The 17,628-nt window shown below is 38.9% G+C and carries 14 protein-coding genes and 1 pseudogene; 9 read left to right on the plus strand and 6 right to left on the minus strand.

The window, feature by feature from the left end:
* Positions 1-227 precede the first annotated feature (227 nt).
* On the plus strand, positions 228-2,807 hold the full coding sequence (clpB, locus tag MSG95_RS14410; RefSeq protein WP_019458146.1) for an ATP-dependent chaperone ClpB: 2,580 nt from the start codon (positions 228-230) through the stop codon (positions 2,805-2,807).
* Positions 2,808-2,863: 56 nt separating this feature from the next.
* Here clpB and MSG95_RS14415 read toward each other — a convergent pair whose 3' ends face one another.
* Positions 2,864-3,352 (minus strand): CinA family protein, encoded by a 489-nt coding sequence (locus MSG95_RS14415; RefSeq protein WP_151819330.1) that lies wholly within the window; start codon positions 3,350-3,352, stop codon positions 2,864-2,866.
* A 266-nt stretch (positions 3,353-3,618) separates the two neighbouring features.
* Here MSG95_RS14415 and MSG95_RS14420 point away from each other — a divergent pair, with 266 nt between their 5' ends.
* Positions 3,619-4,035: a hypothetical protein gene (locus MSG95_RS14420; protein WP_004702759.1), complete on the plus strand. Its 417-nt coding sequence runs from the start codon at positions 3,619-3,621 to the stop codon at positions 4,033-4,035.
* 24 nt (positions 4,036-4,059) lie between these two features.
* On the opposite strand, the gene rlmKL is transcribed toward MSG95_RS14420, so the two are convergent.
* Complete coding sequence (gene rlmKL, locus MSG95_RS14425) at positions 4,060-6,264, minus strand: bifunctional 23S rRNA (guanine(2069)-N(7))-methyltransferase RlmK/23S rRNA (guanine(2445)-N(2))-methyltransferase RlmL (protein ID WP_019458144.1); 2,205 nt, start codon at positions 6,262-6,264, stop codon at positions 4,060-4,062.
* A 228-nt stretch (positions 6,265-6,492) separates the two neighbouring features.
* On the opposite strand from rlmKL, the gene MSG95_RS14430 reads away from it, so the two are divergent.
* The 5 genes from MSG95_RS14430 (at position 6,493) to MSG95_RS14450 (ending at position 11,739) form a co-directional block, all read left to right on the plus strand.
* Positions 6,493-6,837, plus strand: a complete 345-nt coding sequence (locus MSG95_RS14430; RefSeq protein WP_049066570.1) for a hypothetical protein — start codon at positions 6,493-6,495, stop codon at positions 6,835-6,837.
* 123 nt (positions 6,838-6,960) lie between these two features.
* Positions 6,961-7,977 (plus strand): aspartate carbamoyltransferase catalytic subunit, encoded by a 1,017-nt coding sequence (locus MSG95_RS14435; RefSeq protein WP_004702756.1) that lies wholly within the window; start codon positions 6,961-6,963, stop codon positions 7,975-7,977.
* 12 nt (positions 7,978-7,989) lie between these two features.
* Positions 7,990-9,225 (plus strand): dihydroorotase, encoded by a 1,236-nt coding sequence (locus MSG95_RS14440; RefSeq protein ID WP_039250713.1) that lies wholly within the window; start codon positions 7,990-7,992, stop codon positions 9,223-9,225.
* Between the two features lie 213 nt (positions 9,226-9,438).
* Entirely contained in the window at positions 9,439-10,857 is a 1,419-nt protein-coding gene (locus tag MSG95_RS14445; protein WP_077166154.1) for an OmpA family protein, read from the plus strand.
* 102 nt (positions 10,858-10,959) lie between these two features.
* Positions 10,960-11,739 carry a Rossmann-like and DUF2520 domain-containing protein gene (locus tag MSG95_RS14450; protein WP_077166153.1) on the plus strand — a complete coding sequence of 260 codons (780 nt, stop codon included), beginning with the start codon at positions 10,960-10,962 and terminating at the stop codon, positions 11,737-11,739.
* 14 nt (positions 11,740-11,753) lie between these two features.
* Here MSG95_RS14450 and MSG95_RS14455 read toward each other — a convergent pair whose 3' ends face one another.
* Positions 11,754-12,380: a glutathione S-transferase family protein gene (locus MSG95_RS14455; protein WP_077166152.1), complete on the minus strand. Its 627-nt coding sequence runs from the start codon at positions 12,378-12,380 to the stop codon at positions 11,754-11,756.
* A gap of 170 nt (positions 12,381-12,550) precedes the next feature.
* Positions 12,551-13,267, minus strand: coding sequence for a tRNA (guanosine(46)-N7)-methyltransferase TrmB (trmB, locus tag MSG95_RS14460; RefSeq protein ID WP_077166151.1), 717 nt, complete (start codon positions 13,265-13,267; stop codon positions 12,551-12,553).
* A gap of 145 nt (positions 13,268-13,412) precedes the next feature.
* Between trmB and MSG95_RS14465 the strand changes: the two are divergent.
* Positions 13,413-15,852, plus strand: a pseudogene (locus MSG95_RS14465) (ExeM/NucH family extracellular endonuclease).
* Positions 15,853-16,060: 208 nt separating this feature from the next.
* Positions 16,061-16,672: a glutathione binding-like protein gene (locus MSG95_RS14470; RefSeq protein WP_004702749.1), complete on the plus strand. Its 612-nt coding sequence runs from the start codon at positions 16,061-16,063 to the stop codon at positions 16,670-16,672.
* Positions 16,673-16,734: 62 nt separating this feature from the next.
* Here the strand turns inward: MSG95_RS14470 and MSG95_RS14475 are convergent, their stop codons facing one another.
* Positions 16,735-17,079 (minus strand): hypothetical protein, encoded by a 345-nt coding sequence (locus tag MSG95_RS14475; RefSeq protein ID WP_077166149.1) that lies wholly within the window; start codon positions 17,077-17,079, stop codon positions 16,735-16,737.
* Between the two features lie 172 nt (positions 17,080-17,251).
* The coding region (locus tag MSG95_RS14480) for an FAD-dependent oxidoreductase (protein ID WP_016806168.1) at positions 17,252-17,628 on the minus strand (377 nt) is incomplete at its 5' end.

The raw sequence follows: 17,628 nt of genomic DNA on the forward strand, positions 1-17,628 counted from the left end.
ATTGCCATTAATGATAAAAATTCAGAGGAAATATCACGTTTTTGTTTTCTCTTAAAAATTATACAAAATATACTTGAAATAGATCATTCATAAACCCATATTATAATGGAGTTTTACTTATTGTTATTTTAATAACATTATGAAAAATATATAAAAATTTATTTGAAATCCGAAAAAGTGTTCCCATCTATTAGACAAGTACAAATTTGTTGTGAGGAATAACAAGAATGCGTTTTGAAAAATTTACAAACCGCTTGCAGCAAGCCCTTTCAGATGCTCAATCTTTAGCGATGGGTAAAGACCATACCGCTATAGCAGGTATTCATATTTTGAGTACCTTATTAGAAGAGCCTTCAAATATTAGCTTGTTGCAACAAGCAGGTGCACGGTTACCTGAACTTAAACAAAAGCTTGAGCAAGCTATCAAAGATGCTCCGACTATTGCGAATCCGACAGGCGATGTCAACTTAAACCCAGAAGCAGTTAAAGCGCTTAACTTGGCAGATCGATATGCGCAAAAAGCGGGTGATGAATTTTTGTCAACTGACTGGGTTTTATTAGGCTTGGCAGAAACTGGCGAAACGAAAAATATTTTAAGTGCCGTAGGTGTAACTCCCGACAGCTTACGCAAAGTAATTGAACATATTCGAGGTAGTGACAAAGTCATGAGTAATAATCACGAAGACCAACGTGACTCACTTAATAAATATACGATTGATTTAACTGAACGGGCTTTATCTGGAAAACTTGATCCAGTCATTGGGCGTGATGATGAGATTCGTCGTACCATTCAAGTCTTGTCACGTCGTACAAAAAACAACCCTGTACTCATCGGTGAGCCGGGTGTGGGTAAAACCGCTATTGTTGAAGGTTTAGCACAGCGTATTGTGAATGGCGAAGTGCCAGAGGGCTTAAAAAATAAACGTGTTTTATCCCTCGACTTAGGTTCATTACTTGCGGGTGCGAAGTATCGTGGTGAGTTTGAAGAACGCTTAAAAGCTGTTTTAAAAGATTTGGCGAAACACGAAGGCGAAATCATCCTGTTTATTGATGAGCTGCATACGCTTGTAGGCGCTGGTAAAGGCGACGGTGCGATGGATGCAGGGAACATGTTGAAACCTGCATTGGCTCGAGGTGAGTTACGCTGTGTGGGTGCGACTACTTTAGACGAATACCGCCAATACATTGAAAAAGATGCAGCTTTAGAGCGTCGTTTCCAAAAAGTATTGGTTGATGAGCCAAGTGTAGAAGATACCATTGCGATTTTACGTGGTCTAAAAGAGAAATATGCGACTCACCATGGTGTGCAAATTTTAGACTCAGCGATTATTGCTGCGGCGAAAATGTCTCATCGTTATATTACAGATCGTCAATTACCAGACAAGGCAATTGATTTGATCGATGAAGCAGCTTCTCGTATTAAAATGGAGATTGACTCTAAACCCGAAGCACTTGATAAGCTTGACCGCCGTTTAATCCAGTTGAAAATGCAATTAGAAGCGGTGAAAAAAGATGAAGATGCAGGCAGTAAAGCCGAAGTTACTCATCTTGAAAAGCAGATCGCTGAAGTTCAGAAAGAATACAACGATCTTGAAGAAGTGTGGAAAGCTGAGAAAACTCTAGTAGAGGGCACCAAGCAAGCTCAGGTTGAACTTGATAAAGCGCGTATTGCTTTTGAAAAAGCTCAGCGTGAAGGTGATTTGGCTGAAGCGGCACGTTTGCAATATGGTGTAATTCCAGAGCTTCAAAAACAACTTGAGCAAGACGAAGTTGCTGAAGAAAACGAAGAACCAAAACTCATTCGTACTAAAGTGACTGAAAACGAAATTGCTGAAGTGGTTAGTGCTGCAACGGGTATTCCGGTTGCTAAAATGATGCAAGGCGAGCGTGAAAAACTTCTTCATATGGAAGAGTTTTTACATGACCGTGTTGTTGGGCAAGATGAAGCAGTCGTTGCTGTATCGAATGCAGTTCGTCGTTCACGTGCAGGTTTATCTGACCCGAATCGTCCTAGCGGATCATTCTTGTTCTTGGGGCCAACGGGTGTAGGTAAAACTGAGTTGACTAAAGCTTTAGCTAACTTCTTGTTTGACAGTGATGATGCCATGATTCGTATCGACATGAGTGAATTCATGGAAAAACATTCTGTCAGCCGTTTAGTTGGTGCGCCCCCAGGGTATGTTGGCTACGAGGAAGGCGGTGTTTTAACTGAAGCTGTTCGTCGTAAACCATATAGTGTGGTGTTGTTTGATGAGGTTGAAAAAGCGCATCCTGATGTTTTCAATATCTTGCTACAAGTGTTGGATGACGGTCGCTTAACCGACTCACAAGGTCGAGTAGTGGACTTTAAAAACACGGTTATTGTGATGACATCAAACTTAGGTTCACAAGATGTACGTGAGCTAGGTGATGGTGCAACTGATGACGAAGTACGTACAGTCGTGATGAATGCAGTGAGTCAGCATTTCCGTCCGGAATTTATTAACCGGATTGATGAGCTTGTGGTTTTCCACTCACTCAAGAAAGCGCAGATTCGTGGTATTGCGGATATTCAGTTAGATCGTTTACGTTCACGTCTGGTTGATCGTGATATGAGCTTGAATGTTGATGACAGTGCATTTGATTTATTGATTGATGCTGGTTTTGATCCTGTGTACGGAGCGCGTCCATTAAAACGTGCAATTCAACAACAGGTTGAAAATACATTAGCTCAAAAAATCTTATCGGGTGATTTTGTCGCAGGTGATACTATTTTAGTTAAAGGCGAGCATGGTCATTTAGTTTTTGATAAGATGAAACTGAGCTAAGCTCTTTCTGCTAAAACCGAAAAGAGAATATGGAAACATATTCTCTTTTTTTATATTTAAATTTTATTTTGATTAAGTGATATAAGCGTAATAATTGAGTCTGCTACTTTTTGTGTGAGAGTTTTTAGTTTTTGTTCGGCATGGCCAGATAAAAAATAATGATAATGATAAGTACGCTTTTTGTAAGAAATACAGATAAAAAAAGTACCTACAGGCTTTTCTGCGGTTTCACTTCCACCATGTTTGAGTAAACCCGTACAACTTACAATAATATCCGCTTGCTGAAATAAGATTTGGCCCAACTTACACATTTCTTCTGTCACTTGTGGCGATTCAGCTGTGTACATATTAATTAAATTTGGATCGACTTTTAAAATACTAATTTTAATGCTGGGGTCATAACTAACCAAACCGCCCAGTAAAATATCAGCGCCACTATTTTTATGAATCGAAAACTGACTGGTTAAGTAACCTGAACTGGCACTTTCAATAAATGCAACTTTAAGTTGAAGATCTTCTAATAATTGGCAGCATTGCTGGAGCATTATTTCACCTCGTATGGTGTGTATTTATAAATAAAATCAAATACAAATGAATTATAAAATTACAGTAAGTGATTTAAAGGTACCGTTCAAGCCTGAGATAACAATCTATAAAACTATTGAATAGTGACGAAATACTTGTGATATATTTTGATTTTAAAATGATCAATGCTAATTATCGGGAAGTTTCTTTATAACATTGCGACAAGGTTAAAAAGTTGCTAGTTTTATTCGATATAACAAACAATAACAATTTTAGGAAGTAGGTAATGAATAATAAGCAAGGGTGTGCGCTAATAATTTTAAGCGGTATGTCTGTATTATTATCAAATACTTGGGCTGCTCAACCCATGAGTGAAAGTGCGCTTTCGACTCAGACAGGAGCGATAACCGCATCTTTACCCGTTATTATTGCTAAAGCCCAAGATGATGCCAAGAAGCCTGAAAAAGAACAGCATCGAGCTCGAAAAGAATTAGGAGATAACTATTTACAAGAAGTTCGCTGGAATTCATTAAGGTCGAGTGTGTTATCACCTTATCAGGAACAAAAACAAAATCAGGTAATAGATATTAAAGAAAAGAAAGAACTAGAAATGGTTGCATTACCAGATCGGGCAGATCGTTTTACACGTTATGAATTTGAGCCAAAAAATGTACGTGGCGAAGTTATCATTACCGTAAAGTAATAATAACTTCTCGCCAAATTTATATTAGTTCAGACCTAGATGCTGAATTTTCCAAGCACGGTGGATTTTTTGATTTCGTTTAAAATCAAGTCCGATCGTTTCAGACGTAATTTCTTCAACGTCGTATAGTGCTTCAATCTCTTCATCCATCTCGAAGCCACGATAGTTATTCGAGAAGTAAAGTGTACCTTCACTTGTTAAACGGTTCATTGCACGTTTAATAAGAGAAACGTGGTCGCGTTGTACATCGAAAGTACCATAGAACTTTTTAGAGTTAGAGAAGGTAGGTGGGTCAATAAAGATAAGATCATATTGTTCGTGACCTTCTTTTAACCATTCAAAACAGTCGCTTGCAAAGAACATGTGTTGTTCGTCTGCATGATCTACAGTTAAACCATTTAAAACGAAGTTTTCTTTTGACCAGCCTAAGTAAGTATTCGATAAGTCGACACTTGTGGTACTAGCAGCACCGCCCAAAGCAGCATGTAAGCTTGCTGTAGAGGTATAACTATATAAGTTCAAGAAATGTTTACCACGAGCTTCTTGAGCAATACGTAAACGCATTTGACGGTGGTCAAGGAATAAACCTGTATCGAGGTAGTCGGTTAGGTTCACTAAAATTTTAGCTTTACCTTCTTGAACGATAAAACGTTTTGAAGCTGTACTTTGTTTCGTATATTGATTAGTTCCTGTTTGACGAGCACGTGTTTTAATAAAAATAGCATCGCGGTTCAAACCAGTCACAGCACGAATTACAGCAAGCGCTAAATTAAAACGTTTTTTTGCTTTTTCAGGATCGATTGTTTTTGGTGGAGCATATTCCTGAACATGTAAGCGATCGCCATATAAATCTACAGCGACGTTAAAGTCAGGTAAGTCGGCATCGTATAAGCGTAAGCAATAAATATTTTCTTTAGTAGCCCATTTTTTTAAGGCAGTCATATTTTTTTGCAAACGGTTAGCAAAGTCTTGAGCTTCTTCTATTTCCACGGGTTGAGCTTGCCAAGTTGCTAAAAATGGCTGTGTTACTTTTTCCGGTTTGATTGCACCGAAGCGAATGTAAATTGGTAACTTACCATTCATTAAACGTAAAGTTTCAGGTGCTTCAAAAGCTAAAACATCGGCTTGTTCAATTTGAGCTGCAATAATAGCGGCATATTGATTTGGGAAATGTTTTTGTAAAAGTGCAGATAGACCTAAATAAAGAGAACGGTTTGATGCTTTATCACCTAAACGTTCACCATATGGCGGGTTAGTTACAATAAAAGCTGTTTTCTTTTCAGCGGCAAAATCTGGCCAGTCAGCTAAAGTACGTTCTTCAATTTGAATTTCGCTTAATAGTTTTTCAAAGCCCGCCGCAATAATATTTTCGCGTGTTGCTTTTACCGCTTCCCAGTCAGCATCGTAGGCATAAAATTTAGGTAGAGGTAACTCAAGCGCTTTCTCATGACGTTCTGCTGCTTCAGCTTTGAGCGAAAGCCAAAGTTCACGGTCATGACCATGCCAGCCATTAAAGCCAAAACGACGAACAAGACCAGGTGCGCGGTCAGTTAAAATCATTAATGCTTCAATGATAAATGTACCTGAACCACACATTGGGTCGAGTACAAGTTCTGGATTACGTTCTTTAAGCTTAGCTTTTTGTAAAATCGCGGCAGCTAGGTTCTCTTTAATCGGTGCATCTGTCATGTAACGACGGTAGCCGCGTTTATGCAATGAGTCACCAGATAAATCTAGACAGTAAGTATGTTCGGTCTTACCAGCAAGCACATATAAGGTAATTTCTGGTTGTTTAGTATCAATACTTGGGCGACGACCTACAGCTTCCATAAAGGAATCGACGACACCATCTTTTGCTCGAAGCGTTGCAAATTGGGTATTAACTTTAATTTCACGCTCTGCATGTAAGCGAATAGCAAAGGTACTTTGTGGTGCAAAAATAAGTGACCAGTCAAAGCTCATTGCACCTTCGTAAAGCTCTTCTGCTACATCACGCGCGTCATGTGTGTGTTCAAGTTCATAAGTATGAATTGGAAGTAAAACACGAGAAGCGAGACGTGACCACATGCAAATACGATAAGCATGCTCAAGCGTTCCTTCAATGATTAAACGTCCGGCTTTACGTTCTGTCACTTTGGTGCCAAGCTGTTCTATTTCTTCTTGTAAGAGGCTTTCTAAACCATCAGCACAAGTAATCCAATAGTGGTTTAAACGTAAAGAGGTATTCATAAACTCAATTGACCAAAACATATAAATATTAACGATGCAAAGTTTAACTTATTTTGATGTGTAAAGGTCTTTAAATTATTGCAACCTATCACTTGGCAACCAATAAACTGATTTTTAAAGCTTAAAATATATAAACTGGTATGTATTTTGCTAAACCTCTATGAGTAACGCTTATTTATTAAATGGTTTTTAACCAATTTTATGATTTGAAAGCATAGGGGAATATAAATGAAAGATATGATGGGGAATGGTTTTGTAACCAATGCGGAAGCTTTTTCAATCTCTACACAAATATATGTACGTATGCGTAGAGTCACGGGACGAGTCATAGATGCATTGTATGTAGTCCAAAATAAAGATTATGCAAAGTATGTAATAGCGCTTGCCTTGGAAACAGATGACGATGAATTAAAACGTTTTGTTGAGCGATTAAACTCATTGACTGACTCAATACCCGAGCTTCCTCAAAAACAAATCGCTAGCAATGTTCAGTTGAGCGAAGAAACAGAAATCACGGCTGAAGATATTTATCGGGCACAAGTTCCACATCATTATATTGGTGCTTTAAGGTAATCTTTGCGCGACCCTAAATTTTCTGGTCAATTTAGGGTCTTATTCTGTAAAGTTCTTCTGCGAAAAAGCTGGAATTCAGCTACACTATGCACGTTTTCGCGATTCGACCCATAGGAATCCATTATGCATATTGCAGCGTTGCATCAGCCGAGCCAGGTTCAGCTCAATCAAGACGGAAATTTAAAACATTTTTTAACGATTGAGGGCCTTTCAAAAGAAAACCTTACTAAGATTTTGGATACTGCGCAAAGCTTTTTAGATGATAATAATAATTTAATCAACCGCCCGCTTTTAGAAGGACGGACGGTGATGAATCTTTTCTTTGAAAACTCCACCCGTACTCGTACTACTTTTGAAGCAGCAGCAAAGCGTTTGTCTGCCAATGTGCTGAACATTGATATTGCTCGTTCAAGTACATCTAAAGGTGAAACTTTACGAGATACGCTTTGGAACCTTGAGGCAATGGCTGCCGATATTTTTGTAGTCCGCCATTCATCTTCGGGTGCTGCACATTTCATTGCTAAAGATGTATGCCCAAAAGTCGCAATTATTAATGCTGGAGATGGACGTCATGCTCATCCAACGCAAGCGATGCTTGATATGCTGACCATTCGCCGTGAAACCAAAAAACCATTTGAAGAGTTGAGTGTTGCGATTATTGGCGACATTAAGCACTCTCGCGTAGCACGTTCAGATGTGGCTGCACTTCAAACTCTTGGATGTAAAGACATTCGTGTGATTGCACCGAATACATTATTGCCAGTTGGTTTTTCAGAATACGGTGACCATGTTCGTTTGTTCAATAACATGGATGAAGGTGTTACTGGTTGTGATGTGATTATTGCGCTACGTATTCAAAATGAACGTATTGATTCACCAGCATTGTCTTCGCAATCTGAATTTTACAGAATGTATGGCTTAAACAAAGAGCGCCTTAGTTTAGCTAAACCAGATTGTATTGTTATGCACCCTGGCCCAATGAACCGTGGTGTAGAAATTGACTCGAGTATTGCCGATGGTGACCAGTCTGTGATTTTAAAACAGGTCACTAACGGTATTGCAGTTCGTATGGCTGTATTGGCGTTGTCTATGCAAGGGCAACTTCAAGAACAAGGTTTAATTGAAGCAATTGCGTTGTAAGGAATGGATCACATGAGTATTGTAAAAATTGAAAATGTACGTGTGTTAGACCCAATCCAAAAAACAGACAGCGTACAAACTGTATATATTCAAGACGGTAAGTTGGTTGCAGCAGTTGACCAAGTTGAACAAACCATTGATGGGCAAGGCAAATGGTTAATGCCGACTATGGTTGATTTGTGCGCACGTTTGCGTGAACCAGGTCAACAACAACACGGTACACTTAAGTCTGAAGGGAAGGCTGCACGTGCTAATGGTATTTTGCATGTCATTACCCCTCCAGACTCAAAGCCAATTGTTCAGGACAATGGTGCCCTCATTCATGGCTTAGTTGAAAAAGCTTGGCTTGATGGTGGTATCCATATGCATATTATCGGTGCGCAGACTCAAGGCTTAAATGGTAAACAACCAGCAAATATGGCTGGCCTTAAAAAGGGTGGTTGTACTGCTGTTTCAAATGCGAATGCTGCTTTTGAAAATGATGATGTTGTTGTTCGCACGCTTGAGTATGCGGCTGGTCTTGGTTTAACAGTCGTGTTCTATGCTGAAGAACCGCAACTTGCTAAAGACGGATGTGCTCATGAAGGTTTTATCGCATCGCGTCAAGGTTTGCCGATGATTCCTGCAATTGCTGAAACTGTAGCGATTGCAAAATATTTGCTTATGATTGAAGCGACAGGTGTTAAAGCTCACTTTGGCTTGTTGTCTTGCGGTGCGTCGGTTGAATTAATTCGTGCAGCAAAAGCAAAAGGCTTGCCTGTGACTGCCGATGTAGCAATGCATCAGTTACATTTAACTGAGCAATTAACTGATGGCTTCAACTCGCTAGCCCATGTTCGTCCTCCATTACGTTCTGAGCAAGATAAAGAGCTTTTACGCCAAGGTTTAAAACAAGGTGTCATTGATGCAATTTGTACGCACCATGAACCATTAAGTAGTTCAGCGAAAATGGCACCATTTGCTGAAACTCAACCGGGTATTACAGCATTCGATACTTATGTAGCCTTAGGCATTCAACTTATTAATGAAGGCTTATTTGAGCCGCTTGAATGGGTTACCAAAGTGACAAGTGCTCCTGCACAGGTAGCAAACATGACTACACGTTGGCAAGCCGAAGCAGGGTGGGTGTTGGTCGATCCTGAATTAAGCTGGACCTTAAGCAAAGACACTATTTTATCGCAAGGGAAAAATACGCCACTACTGGGTCAAAACCTTACTGGTAAAGTGCTACAAACTTTTGCTGTGTAGTTTCCGACGGCTAAAAACTTATTCAAAATATAAACAGGCAGATCTTTTTGATCTGCCTGTTTTGTAAATACTAGATGGAAAATTGTATATAAATTATTTAAAAAACAACAAAAGATTTCGAGCGCATTAGAATAAAAAACTATCAGCAAACAGAAGTATTTGAATAACCAAAAAATTGCTGGTTACGACGTATAAGATTCGGGAGAATAAACAATGTCGATAAACCCTATAGAACTGCTTAAAGAAAAAGTATCTTCAACAATATTAGATAATCAGGATGGATTCCTAGGCGAAAAAACTAATGCGCTTTCTAAGTTTTATCCAATTTTACTTTCATTATTAGCTGCTAAACCTGATCTTATTGGACAATTGAAAAATAGTTTAGCCCCCTCATTATCCGATCTTTTTTCTCACAATGATCAAATTAAAAATACTGTACTGACTCATTTAAGCGGTACTGCGCCATCTGCCGAGATTGAAAGTACACTCAATAGTGCAATCAAACCTAGTCTCGATACAATTTCTGAAGTTGCTGGAAGTGATCAACAAAGTATTGTGAGCTATTTACGTCAACATGCAGAAACGATTCGTTCATATTTACCAGGATGGGCAGTTGGACTATTGGCACCATTAGGTCTTGGTGCAGGTTTATCATCAGTAACGACATCAACTGCACCACCGCTTGCCGCGGCAACCGAAACAACAGGGAAATCTCGTGGAATTTTACCTATCATTGCACTGATTATTCTTGGATTGTTAATCGCTTGGTTGTGGCGCTCTTGCCAACATAAAGAGGCTACACCTGTACCTGAGACTTCACCTGCAAGTGGTGTGGCAACCGCAGCAGCTGCACCTGCTACTTTAACTTTAAGTACAGACGACAAAGGCGCTGTGAGTCAATGTCAGGCAGGTATTGGTGATCAGGGCTTCTTGGCAACTTTGCAAATGCATGTTAAGAAAGTTCTTTCAGCGACTAAAGACTGTGATGTTGATACTAGCCAAACTTATGCCTCTGCATTTACCGATAAAGATGCATTAGCAGGTGTACTTGGTGCATTGAAAGGTGTTCCAAATGCATCTTTAGAATGGGTAGGTGACAAAATTACATTGAAAGCAGGTGATGCCGCAGCTTTAGAAGCTTTAACTGCTAAGGTAAAAGCGTTGGTGCCACATACTGAAGTTGTTGGTACAGCACCTGCAACAGCTGAGCAATCTGTGAGTAATAGTTTAACGGCTTCGCAAACAGCGTTAGGCTCAATTGACCCGAACAATGTAGACGTAAATGCTTTAGTTAAAGCTCTTAACTTGCAAATCATTAACTTCGCGAGTGGTTCAAGTGAAATTCCTGCAGATAACAAAGCTATTCTTGATCAAGCTGCAACACTGTTAAATAAAGTGACTAGCGTGAAATTAAACGTAGGTGGTCATACTGACTCAACAGGTAATGCTGCTGCCAATAAAGCACTTTCTCAACGCCGTGCTCAAGCTGTAGTAGATTACTTAGTTTCTAAAGGAGTAGATGCTTCTAAGCTTGTTGCCCAAGGTCATGGTTCAGAAAACCCTGTTGCTGACAACAAGACTGAAGAAGGTCGCTTTAAAAACCGTCGTATTGAGTTTTCAGTAGCCCAATAATCAATATATTTATAAGAAATCTTGATTTTACTGAATTCTGATTTGAAAAAAGCTTCTCATTTTGAGAAGCTTTTTTATAGAGATCAATATTGTTGAGTTGACATGAAAATCAGTTTGTTAGGAAGTGGGCGTGTTTCTTTTCATTTGGCAAAGGCACTTTTGGCTAAGGGGCATCACATTACTCAAGTTTACGCACGTGATTTTGAGAAAACCCAGAAGTTTGCAGAAAAAATTCAAGCAAAAGCATGTCAGTCTCTTCAAGAGTTTCAAGCAACTGATTTAATTATTTTGGCAGTTTCAGACAGCGCTATTGCAGAGCTTGCAACGCAGGTACATGAGATATTCCCAGAAACGCTTATGGTCCATACATCGGGGAGTACCAATATCGAAGTTATCAGTAATATTCATAAAAAAGCAGGGGTGTTTTATCCATTACAAACATTTAGTTTAGAAAGAGATGTTGATTGGTCTGCAACGCCGTTATTTGTTGAAGCAATAACAGATGTCGATCAGGAGCTACTCTTCGATTTAGCAAATAGCCTAAGTAATCGAGTATATCAATACACCTCAAAACAACGTTTAACTTTACACTTAGCGGCTGTCTTTGCTTGTAATTTTAGTAATTACTGTTTTGATATGGCTAAACAGATTGTAGATGCAGAACAAGTCGACTTTAGCTTGCTCTACCCATTAATGTTAGAAACAGCAAAAAAAGCCACTGAAAACGATCCGAAACAAATGCAAACTGGGCCTGCAGTAAGGGGAGATCAGAATATCTTGGCAATGCATCAGGACCTATTGGCTAAAGCAGGGCGAGATGATTTAAAACAGGTCTATCAACTTTTAAGTGATGGCATTGTAAAACGCCATCACTTGGACTAAAACTGATTTTAAAATTAAGGTTCGCCGTTATTTCCCCATTTTAAGAAACCAGCACGTTGATTTAAAAGTTCAAAATATTGGTCGACATGTTTAAGTGTTGGATGGTCAAAAGGTGTTGCCTTCCAGCGCTGTACAGACAAGCCAATTGGAATGTCTGCTAGGGTAAACTCAGTTCCTGCAACATAGGCTTGAGTTTTTGCAAGCTGTTGGTCAAGAATCTGCATATGGTGATTCCAATTATCAATACCTTTTTTTAATAAATCTGGATCTTGATGATTTGGTGAATGTCTAAGCAAAGACATAATCGTATAAGTCCAACTATTATTTAGCTCGATCGCTTGCCAATCAAGCCACTGGTCAACAAAGAATCTTTCTTTCGCTTGAGTAGGGTAAAGCTTATGCTCTTTATCATAAGCATTGGCGAGATAACGGATAATACTGTTGGACTGCCAAAGAACTAAATCACCATCTAAAACAACAGGAATTTGACCATTTGGGTTTAATTGTAAATATTCTGGTGATTGAGCAGAGCGAAAGCCTCGACCCCAGTCTTCTTTTTCATATTCAAGATTTAATTCTTCACATAGCCATAAGACTTTGCGAACGTTAATGGAGTTATCGCGCCCTAAAATTTTTAACATGGGTTGTCCTTAGTGTTTTTTAGTGTGGCTAATACCAGTTTCTATAAATAGCTAGATTTAGTGCGATTGGCAAACATTAATTCGAAAGAAAAAATAGAATAAGTAAGTGCTAATAAATTTTTTAATATTAAAAGATAAAAGGCTTAGTAATGAACTAAGCCTTTTGTTGTTTACTTAATCTTTTTAAAGATAAAGTCATTAATTTTATGACCTGACTCAATACCACGGCGTTCAAACTTAGTCACTGGGCGCCACTCTGGTCGAGGGTAGCTGTTGCCTTTACCTGCCAAGTTTTCAAGATGAGGACGATTGTCTAGTACATCAAGCATCCATTCTGCATATGGTTCCCAATCTGTTGCTGCGTGGAATGTACCACCAAGCTCAAGTTTCTGTTCAACCAGTTGCATACGCTCATGAATAACAAAACGGCGTTTAAAATGACGTTTCTTTTGCCAAGGGTCTGGGAAGTAAAGTTGTACACAGTTAATACTGTTGTCTGGCATTTCACGTAAAACTTGAATCGCGTCTGCATCGAGTACACGTAAGTTTTTAAGTTCCGCTATACCTGCTTCATATAGACATTGAGCAATACCAGGTACATGTACTTCAATACCCACATAATTGCGTTCTGGGTTTGCTTTAGCCATAAGCACTAACGAACGGCCCATACCAAAACCGATTTCAACAGTTAAAGGACGTTCTGGATGTTCAAAGTGTTGACGTAAGTCACCAACAGGATATTCCAAAATTAAATCGCGATGTTGTTCTAATGCCGTGCGTTGAGACGTATTAAGTGGTGCTGAACGACGCATAAACGTCACAATTTCACGGTGTTCAGGCAAATTGTCTAATTCTGCAATTTGCGTTTCTAATTGATCGATCGACATAACCTTGGCAATATTGAAATTCAAATGCGGTATTTTAAGTCTTCAGGTGGTCAAGTCAAATATTTCGGTGTTTTTCTTCATGTAGATGTCATGATCAATATTTAATCTAAGAGACTAATTAAAACTCACATGAACATTTTTAATCATGAAAACTTTTCAATTAAGAACACTTTCAGTTTTTTTAAGTGCATTTGGTGCATTTTCATATAGTTCTGTTGCTCAGGCACAGCTCATGTTTAGCCAGTATGTTGATGGTAGTAGCAATAAAAAAGGGTTAGAGATTTATAACCCGGATGGTACTACAGTTAACTTAGCCGATTATGAGATTCAACAGTTTAATAATGGTGGTACTGCAAAAACGGTGACTTTCCGTTTACAGGGTACACTTCCAAGTAAGCAGAAGTTTTTAGTGGGCCGCTCGGAGCTACAAACTGAACTTGGTAGTAAAGTAAATCAAGTAGCTGCCTTGTCTTTTAATGGTGATGATGCAGTTGTACTCGTTTATAAAGGCACACCTGTCGATCGTTTTGGGCGTATTGGTGAACGACCAGAGGCAGGTTGGGGAACAGCGGTTTCAAGTTTAGGAAATAGTTTTAAACGTATTGAAACTGAAAATCCAGCTTTAAGTATCGATCCAACCGCAGCATTTGATTTGGACCACTCGTGGACAGCATGGGCAAACCGAAATGATTTTTCAAATCTATCGGGTTCTACCACTCAGCCGCCAGTGCAAACGGTCAGTTGTTCAAGCTCAGATACACCAATTGCCGATTTAGCATCTTCAACACAAAATCAAACCTATACAGTACGTGGTGTAATTACTGCTGACTATCGTTATGCGAATGGTTTTTCAGGCTTTTTATATTCAAACACCTGACACCAAAGCACGTGCAAATGTAAGCAATGCCATTTTTGTTTATATTCCAAATAGCAGCACGGTAAAAGGTGGCCAAGTTGGTGATGAAGTTATTTTACGAGGCCGTTTAACAAGTTATCAAAACCAGCTACAAATAGACCAATTACAGCAAGATATTCAAAGCTGTAATAGCAATATGGCAAATCAAGTTCAGCCAATTAGCTTGGAGTTACCATTTACTAGCTTAGCAGGCGGTTCAACAAATTCTCCGCAGCGTTATCAAGGGATGTTGGTTAAATTACCTCAAGCTTTGACGGTAAGTGAAAACTATAACTATGGCCGTTATGGTGAACTATCGCTGAGCTTAGGCCGCTTATATATTCCAACCAATTTATATCCTGCCTTGTCGCCTGAAGCGAAAGCTTTAGCTCAGAAAAATTTATTATCGAAAATTATTTTTGATGATGGATATAACAACCAAAATCGTACTCCGTGGTTACCAACAAATTTTAGTGCTGCCAATACATTACGTTCAGGTTATCAGCTTAAAAACGTTGAAGGGATTTTAGAGTATCGTTTTAATGGCTGGCGCGTACAGCCAGTACTTGGACGGACACAACCAGAAGTTGTTACTCAAACAAACCCGCGTCAGGGTGTCCTTACAAAAAATGCTAATCATATTCGCGTAGCTTCATTTAACGTTTTGAACTATGACAATGGCGCAACAGGTTTCCCAACAGAACGCGGCGCAAACACACAAACAGAGTTTGATAAACAACACCGTAAAATTGTGAGTGCATTAAAAGCGATTGATGCTGACGTATACGGTTTAATGGAAATTGCCAACAATGGTTATGGTCCAAACAGCGCAATTGCTCATTTAACAAGTGCATTAGGTCCAGACTGGAAATATGTGGTTCCTGAAAACTTGGATCGTTTAGGTGGTGATGTTATTGCTGTTGCGATTATTTATAACAGTAAACGTGTTAAACCTTTAAACAAACCTGTTGTGCTGGACTTGGGTGATAAAAACCGAACGACGTTAGCACAAACTTTCCAAGCTGTTCGTGGCAATAAAACGTTTACCGTTATTCCAAACCATTTAAAGTCAAAAGGTTGTACTGGAGTAGACGCGAACTCTACCGACGCTGATCAAAATGATGGTCAAGGATGTTGGAACCCAACCCGTGTGAAAGCAGTTGATCAAATCGTGCAGTGGCTCGCGAAAAATCCAACTCAAGTTCCTAAGCAAAATGCTTTACTCGTTGGGGACATGAACAGCTACGCAAAAGAAGCACCAATTTTAGCTTTTGAAAAAGCCAACTATAAGGTTTTACTCAATGACGCTAAGATTGGGCAGGGTGCTCAGGCATATAGCTATGTTTTTGGTGTGGCAAGTGATCCAAATGGCAATGGTGGAGCGGGTAACTTAGACCATGCAATTGCTGACGCAGATTTATATCCAAAAGTAGTTCGTACGTTTGCTTGGCATATCAATGCAGATGAACCAACTGTTCTAGATTACAACGAAGAATATAAAACCGATGAACAAAAGGCGCTATTTTATGGTGAAGATGCCTATCGTTCTTCGGACCATGATCCTGTCATTGTCGATCTAGATTTAAATGGTAAAGACTCAAGTCATCCTGATAATGGCAACAAAAATCCTATATTGGATTTCTTAAACCAATTAGTGGAATGGATTAGCCAACTTTTTAAGCGTAATTAACGGTAAAAAATGCGTGATGTGAATGTGTTTTATCATATTTTAAACAATCGTCACGCAAGACAACTTGCAAGGTCAAACTTTTTCAAGAATATTAGATAGTGTAACTAATTTATAAATTTACGCTTTTTTACAATTAAGGAATTGTACAAACCTTGCAGGTTTTTTAGAAGCAATTTAAAACGTTAATGTGAGATAAGAAGGATCAGATATGAAATTATATTATTCGCCAGGCGCATGTTCTTTAGCTGCACATATTATTTTAAATGAAATTAATGTTGATTTTGATTTAGAAAAAGTAAATTTAAAAACACATAAAACAGAAAAAGGCGCAGATTATTACGAAATTAATCCGAAGGGCTATGTACCAGCTTTAGAAATTAACCCGGGTTTAATTTTGACTGAAAACGTGGCGATTTTACCATTCCTTGCGCAGCATGACCCAAAACAGGATTTAATTCCTCCTTCAGGCTTAGGCCGTGCGAAAGTATTGGAATGGTTAGGTTATTTGAACTCTGAATTACATGATGCTTATGCAGTATTTTTTGGCGCACCGTTAACAAACGATGAAAAGACGAAAGCTTATGCTGAAATCGACCGCCTTTTAAAATATATCGATAGTTATTTATCTGAATCGGACTATGACTATTTAGTAAATGATAATTTTGGGCCAGCTGATGCCTATTTATTTGTTTTAACGAATTGGTCAAATTCTATTGAGCATGATTTAACACCTTATAAAAATATTATTGCATTACGTAATAAAGTTGCTGAGCGTCAATCTGTACAAATTGCAATGCGTGATGAAGGTTTAATTTCATAAGCGATTTTAAGTGTATTAAAACAGCCCCTAATCAATAGGGGCTTTTTTAATATTAGAGATTGTTAGTTTTGAGCTTTCTCTTTAACGTCAGCAGCAGCATGTTCAATAGCTTTGGCTGTATCAGCAGTTGCTTTACGCGCAGTCGCTTCAGTTTGAGCAGCAGCATTTGCAGTTTTATCGGCAGCGTGGTCAGCAGCAGCATCAATTTTAGCTGTAGCATTGTCTGTAGCAGTTGCAATATCGCTCGCAGCTTTATCACCAGCAGATTTAATATCAGCGGTTGCTTGTTTAGCTGCATTTTCTAAATGTTCACCTGTAGTCGCACCAGTTTCTGGAGCTTTATCTTTATTACAACCAACTAGGGCTACGGTCGCAGCAAGACCTAAAGCGACAAGTAATTTATTCATTGTGTTTTTCCTTCTAATTCATGGCATCCAAATATGGATGTCTAAAATATAAACATAAAGTAAATGATTAATAAAGATCGAAAATTGTTAAAAAGTTGTAACTTCAATATTAAAAAAGCCTAGCATTTTGCAATGCTAGGCTTTCGCTTAATAAGAGGGAGCTAACCAGTTTTTACTGCCCAGAACGAATGATGTAATCAAAGGCAGAGAGCGATGCTTTAGCGCCTTCACCTGTAGCAATAATAATTTGCTTATAAGGTACGGTTGTACAGTCACCCGCAGCAAACACACCTTGTACATTGGTTTCGTTGCGGTCATTGACAATGATCTCACCACGGTTGGTTAACTCAACCTCACTGTCTTTTAAGAAGTCAGTGTTTGGTAATAAACCAATCTGTACAAAGATCCCTGCAAGTTCTACCACATGCTCTTCATCAGTCGCACGGTCTTTATATTTAAGACCAGTCACTTGTGAGCCGTCACCTAACACTTCTGTACTTAAGGCATTCATAATTACAGTGGTGTTCGGCAAGCTATGCAATTTGTTTT

The organism is Acinetobacter sp. IK23 (assembly GCF_035615275.1).
Taxonomy (GTDB): Bacteria; Pseudomonadota; Gammaproteobacteria; order Pseudomonadales; family Moraxellaceae; genus Acinetobacter; species Acinetobacter seifertii.